Raw genomic sequence first — 4,883 nt, forward strand, 5'->3', positions numbered from 1 at the left:
CCTCGGCGGCGTCGTGGTCGCCTCCGCGGTGTGGGCGGGCGCGCTCTTCGCCACCGGCGGGTTCGACTCGTCGGAGCCGGAGCCGGTCCTCGGGTACCGCTTCGAGAAGGACCTCTGCAAGACCACGGAGCTGAAGGCGTTCGACGAGCGCTACGACGTCGCGGACTCCGCCGACGACGCCACCGGCTGGGGCTCGCGGCAGGAGGGGCTGGACCAGAGCTTCTGCAGCTGGAGCCTGACGGACCGCGAGGACGACCCGGACTCCTACTCCAGCTCGTACGTCTCCGCCAGCGCCATGTGGCACGAGGCGACGGACCCCGCCGGCGAGTTCGCCCCGACGTACAAGGGCTTCGAGGACCGCTCGACCGAGGACTACGAGTACGTGACCGAGTCCGTCGGGGGCTTCGGCGACGAGGCGTACCTCGTCAAGGAGAACGGCGAGGACGACAGCAGCCGCTCGATGAGCCTGGCCGTGCGCGACGGCTGGTTCACCTACGAGATGGACTGGAACTACTACGGCGGGACGGACTCCGCCGATCCGCCGTCGGCCGACGAGGTGGAGCGGATGCTGAAGGACGAGACGAAGGCGGCCCTCGCCGAGCTCAAGAAGTAGGAAGGGCAATGCGCGTGCGGCAACAGGAAGTTGCCGGGGGCGGGCGTAGCAGGGAACTGCCACGGCGGCGGAGCCGGCCCGTGCCGCGGCGGTGGCCGGAAGACGTGCGCGCCCGTACCGTCCGGGACGGTACGGGCGCGCGGGTGTGTCCGCAGCGGGTGCGGGCTCAGCCCTGCTTGGTCTCCCAGAAGATCTTGTCGACCTGGGCGATGTGATCCAGCGCCTTCTGGCCCGTGGCCGGGTCGGTGGACCCCTTGGCGGCGCTGAGGGCCTTGAGGGTGTCGTTGACGAGTTGGTGCAGCTCCGGGTACTTCTCGAAGTGCGGGGGCTTGAAGTAGTCGCTCCACAGCACCGAAACGTGGTGCTTGGCAAGCTCCGCGCGCTGCTCCTTGATGGTGGTGGCCCGCGCCTGGAAGTGCGGGTCGTCGTTCCCTTGCATCTTCTCCTGGATGGCCTTGACCGATTCGGCCTCGATACGGGCCTGGGCCGGGTCGTAGACGCCGCAGGGGAGGTCGCAGTGGGCACTGACCGTCACCTTGGGGGCGAACAGGCGAGAAAACATGGAAAGCAGCCGTCCTTCCTCGTGATCGTCTTCCAGGTGGGACATTACTCCGTGGGGAACGAAAATTCGCGAGTGCCCCGGAGGGCTTAGGTCAAAAGTCCAGTGGAAGGCTGGGCCTTGTGGACGAAAGGCCGGAGGTGCATGCCCGATGCAGGGCCAGGTGAACGAGCGCAGGCACGACGCCGGGCGCCGAGGACTGCAGCGCCTCGGCCTCGCGGCGGTCGACGGTCCGTCGATGGTGCCCACGCTGCGTCCGGGGGATCAGCTGCTCGTGCAGTACGGGGTGGCGGTGCGGCCCGGTGACGTGGCGGTGCTGCGCCACCCGTTCCAGCAGGATCTGCTGATCGTGAAACGGGTGGTGGCGCGCCGCGACGGCGGCTGGTGGGTGCTCGGCGACAACCGGTTCGTGGAGAACGACAGCCGGGAGTTCGGCGCCGTACCGGACGAACTGGTGGTGGCCCGCGCCCTCCTGCGGCTGCGCCCCCCGCGCGGGCTTCAGCGCTCGGTGCGGTCGGTGCCCGCGGCGGTGTCGTGGGCGGCGTCCGCGGTGCGGCCGCTGGCCTGGCGCTTCCGGGCGCGGTAGGCCGCGACGTTCGCCCGGGTCGCGCAGCGGTCGGAGCAGTAGCGGCGGGAGCGGTTCGTCGACGTGTCGAGGAACACGTTGCGGCACGGCAGCGCCGTGCACAGGCCCAGGCGGTCCACGCCGTAGTCCGTGAGGTGCACGGCCAGGCCCATGCACGCCGCGGCCGCGAAGCCCGCCCCCGAGTTCGCCGACTGCTCGGCGATGTGCAGGTGCCACAGGGGGCGCCCGTCCTCGTCGCGGGTGTCGTGCCCGCTGACCTGCGGGCTGACGGGGAAGTCGATGAGCAGCGCGTTCAGCATGTCCACGGCGCGCATCTCGTCGCCCTCGTCGGCCGCCTCGAAGACCCCCCGCAGCCGCCCGCGCACCTGGCGCAGCCGGCTGACGTCGGCGTCGGTGGCCCGCCGGGTGAAGTTGCCGCTGTCCCGGAAGAGCTCCTTGGCCGCGTCCAGCGAGGTCAGCGAGTCGGTGCCGCGCTGCGGCTCCTCGGTGTTCACGAGGCGCACGGCCATATCTGAGTAATAGGCCAGTTCCACTTGTAGTCCTTACGGGCTCGACTTATGCTGACGCGGCGGGGTCGTAATGGACGACCTCCACTAGAGGGTATTACGCAGCAGAGGCAGGGGAGGCAGCAATGGCCGGAACGACCGACAGCGTGACGCCCGTGGGCGCCGACTGGCAGGGGTGGCAGGCGAGCTGGGACCGCCAGCAGGAGTGGTACATGCCGGATCGCGAGGAGCGCTTCCGGGTGGTGCTCGACGCGGTCGAGGCGCTCGTCGGGCCCGAGCCGCGGGTGCTCGACCTGGCCTGCGGTACGGGCAGCATCAGCGCCCGGCTGCTGCGCCGGTTCCCCGGCGCGCGCACCACCGGCGTCGACCTCGACCCCGCGCTGCTCGCCATCGCGCGCGGCACGTTCGCGGACGACCCCCGCGCGCAGTTCGTCACCGCCGACCTCGCCAAGCCCGACTGGACGGCGCGGCTGCCGCACGGTGCGTACGACGCGGTGCTCACCTCCACCGCGCTGCACTGGCTCTTCTCCGACCAGCTCGCCACGCTCTACGGGCAGATCGCCGGCGTCGTCCGCGAGGGCGGGATCTTCGTCAACGCCGACCACATGCCCGACCCGGCCACGCCCGGCATCAACGAGGCGGTGCGCAACTGGAGCAAGGTGCGCCAGGACCGCGAGCGCGCCGAAGGGGTGCTGGACTGGGCGGACTGGTGGCGCGTGGTCGCCGCGGACCCCGTGCTCGGCGGCCCCGCGGCGGAGCGCTTCGTGATCTTCGGCGACCCGAACGACCCGAACGAGGGCCACGCCGACGGCGACGTCCAGGCGCCCGCCTGGCACGCCGAGACGCTGCGCGCCGCGGGCTTCGCCGAGGCCCGTACGGTCTGGGCCTCGGCCCGGGACGCGGCGGTGCTGGCGCTGCGCTGAGCCCGGCGCCGGCGGCCGCCGTCAGGCGCGGTAGCGGAGGCCGTCGACGAGCAGTCCGATCATGCGCCGCGTGTACTCCGGGCCGTCCGGGTCGATGATGCTGCTGAGCGCCTGCAGCAGGTCGTCCGGCGTCACGTCGGAGCGGATGCCGCCGGTCGCGGCGGCGGTGTCCAGCAGCCGGGTCAGGGCGGGGACGAAGCGCTCCTGGAAGTACCCGGGCAGGCTCTCGTACGCGCAGTCGCCGGAGTGCAGGGCCGCCTTCAGGCCCTGCTTCGCGGCGATGAACCGCGTGAAGCGGTGCAGCCACCGCTCCAGCGCCTCCACCGGCTCGTACTGCGCGGCGAGCGCCGGGGCGGCCGCGGCGCAGGCGTCGACCTCGTTGCGAAAGACGGCCGTGATGAGGTCCGAGCGCTGCGGGAAGTGCCGGTAGAGCGTCCCCGCCCCCACCCCGGCCTTCGCCGTGATGCGGCGTACGGGCGCGTCCACGCCCTCCGTCTCGAAGACCTCGGCCGCCGCGGTCAGCAGCGCGTCGAGGCTGCGCCGGACGTCCGGCCGCATGCGGCGGCCGGGGGCCGGCTCCCCCGTGGTGCTGCGCTCAGGCATGCGCGGACCCCTTGCAAAAACGGAACAGCGTTCCGTATTCTCGGAACTGAACGGCGTTCCGTATTCACGATACCGGGGCGTTCGACCCGCAGTCCACGCAGGAGGAGAGCCATGCAGTACCGCACGCTGGGCCGGACCGGGATCAAGGTCAGCCCCTACTGCCTGGGCGCGATGATGTTCGGCGCCCAGGGCAACCCCGACCACGACGCATCCGTCCGCATCATCCACAAGGCGCTGGCCGCGGGCGTCAACTTCGTCGACACCGCCGACATCTACGGCCACGGCGAGTCCGAGGAGATCGTCGGCAAGGCCCTCAGGGGCCGCCGCGACGACGTCGTCCTGGCCACCAAGGCGCACCTGCCCATGGGCGACGACCCCAACCGGCAGGGCAACTCCCGCCGCTGGCTCGTCCGCGCGCTGGAGGACTCGCTGCGCCGGCTCGGCACCGACCACGTCGACCTGTTCCAGATCCACCGGCCCGCCCCCGACACCGACATCGAGGAGACCCTCTCCGCGCTCACCGACCTGGTGCGCGCCGGGAAGGTGCGGGCGGTCGGCACCTCCGCCTTCCCCGCCTCCGACCTGGTCGAGGCGCAGTGGGTCGCCGAGCGGCGCGCCCTGGTCCGGTTCCGTACCGAGCAGCCGAACTACTCGCTCCTCGACCGCGGCATCGAGCGCGAGGTGCTGCCCGTCTGCGAGCGGTACGGCATGGGCACGCTGGTGTGGAGCCCGCTGGCCGGCGGCATGCTCACCGGCCGCTACCGCAAGGGCCGGGAGGCGGCCACCTTCCGCGGCACCTACGGCTTCAAGCACCTCGCCGACGAGCGTCGGCTCGACACCGTCGAACGGCTGCTCCCGCTGGCCGAGAAGGCGGGCATGTCGCTGACGCACATGGCGCTGGCCTTCGTGATCTCCCATCCGGGCGTCACGTCCGCGATCATCGGGCCGCGCACCATGGAGCAGCTCGACGACCTGCTCGCGGGCGCCGGCACGGCGCTCGGCGACGACGTGCTGGACGAGATCGACGCGATCGTGCCGCCGGGCACGGAGGTCGGGCGGCTGGACATGGCGTACGACCCGCCGGCGATCCTGC

At 71.8% G+C, this 4,883-nt stretch carries 7 protein-coding genes; 4 read left to right on the plus strand and 3 right to left on the minus strand.

Features of this window, described 5'->3' with window-relative positions:
- A partial coding sequence (locus tag H5J30_RS17615) for a hypothetical protein (protein ID WP_181788375.1) occupies positions 1-613 on the plus strand: 613 nt, incomplete at its 5' end.
- A gap of 166 nt (positions 614-779) precedes the next feature.
- On the opposite strand, the gene sodN is transcribed toward H5J30_RS17615, so the two are convergent.
- Positions 780-1,175, minus strand: coding sequence for a superoxide dismutase, Ni (sodN, locus tag H5J30_RS17620; RefSeq protein ID WP_181788376.1), 396 nt, complete (start codon positions 1,173-1,175; stop codon positions 780-782).
- A gap of 148 nt (positions 1,176-1,323) precedes the next feature.
- On the opposite strand from sodN, the gene sodX reads away from it, so the two are divergent.
- Positions 1,324-1,758 carry a nickel-type superoxide dismutase maturation protease gene (gene sodX / locus H5J30_RS17625; RefSeq protein WP_018835084.1) on the plus strand — a complete coding sequence of 145 codons (435 nt, stop codon included), beginning with the start codon at positions 1,324-1,326 and terminating at the stop codon, positions 1,756-1,758.
- On the opposite strand, the gene H5J30_RS17630 is transcribed toward sodX, so the two are convergent.
- Positions 1,671-2,291, minus strand: coding sequence for a CGNR zinc finger domain-containing protein (locus H5J30_RS17630; protein ID WP_181788377.1), 621 nt, complete (start codon positions 2,289-2,291; stop codon positions 1,671-1,673). The genes sodX and H5J30_RS17630 overlap by 88 nt on opposite strands.
- Before the next feature lie 98 nt (positions 2,292-2,389).
- Here H5J30_RS17630 and H5J30_RS17635 point away from each other — a divergent pair, with 98 nt between their 5' ends.
- Positions 2,390-3,187, plus strand: coding sequence for a class I SAM-dependent methyltransferase (locus H5J30_RS17635; RefSeq protein WP_181788378.1), 798 nt, complete (start codon positions 2,390-2,392; stop codon positions 3,185-3,187).
- Between the two features lie 21 nt (positions 3,188-3,208).
- Here the strand turns inward: H5J30_RS17635 and H5J30_RS17640 are convergent, their stop codons facing one another.
- Positions 3,209-3,790, minus strand: a complete 582-nt coding sequence (locus H5J30_RS17640) for a TetR/AcrR family transcriptional regulator (RefSeq protein ID WP_181788379.1) — start codon at positions 3,788-3,790, stop codon at positions 3,209-3,211.
- 111 nt (positions 3,791-3,901) lie between these two features.
- On the opposite strand from H5J30_RS17640, the gene H5J30_RS17645 reads away from it, so the two are divergent.
- A partial coding sequence (locus H5J30_RS17645) for an aldo/keto reductase (protein ID WP_181788380.1) occupies positions 3,902-4,883 on the plus strand: 982 nt, incomplete at its 3' end.

It is taken from the genome of Streptomyces phytophilus, from assembly GCF_013870535.1.
Classification (GTDB): Bacteria; Actinomycetota; Actinomycetes; order Streptomycetales; family Streptomycetaceae; genus Streptomyces; species Streptomyces phytophilus.

Bases quoted from the DNA above. Each gene is read 5' to 3' on its own strand.
- sodN (WP_181788376.1), bottom strand. From the start codon at position 1,175: ATGTTTTCTCGCCTGTTCGCCCCCAAGGTGACGGTCAGTGCCCACTGC.
- sodX (WP_018835084.1), top strand. From the start codon at position 1,324: ATGCAGGGCCAGGTGAACGAGCGCAGGCACGACGCCGGGCGCCGAGGA.
- H5J30_RS17635 (WP_181788378.1), top strand. From the start codon at position 2,390: ATGGCCGGAACGACCGACAGCGTGACGCCCGTGGGCGCCGACTGGCAG.
- H5J30_RS17640 (WP_181788379.1), bottom strand. From the start codon at position 3,790: ATGCCTGAGCGCAGCACCACGGGGGAGCCGGCCCCCGGCCGCCGCATG.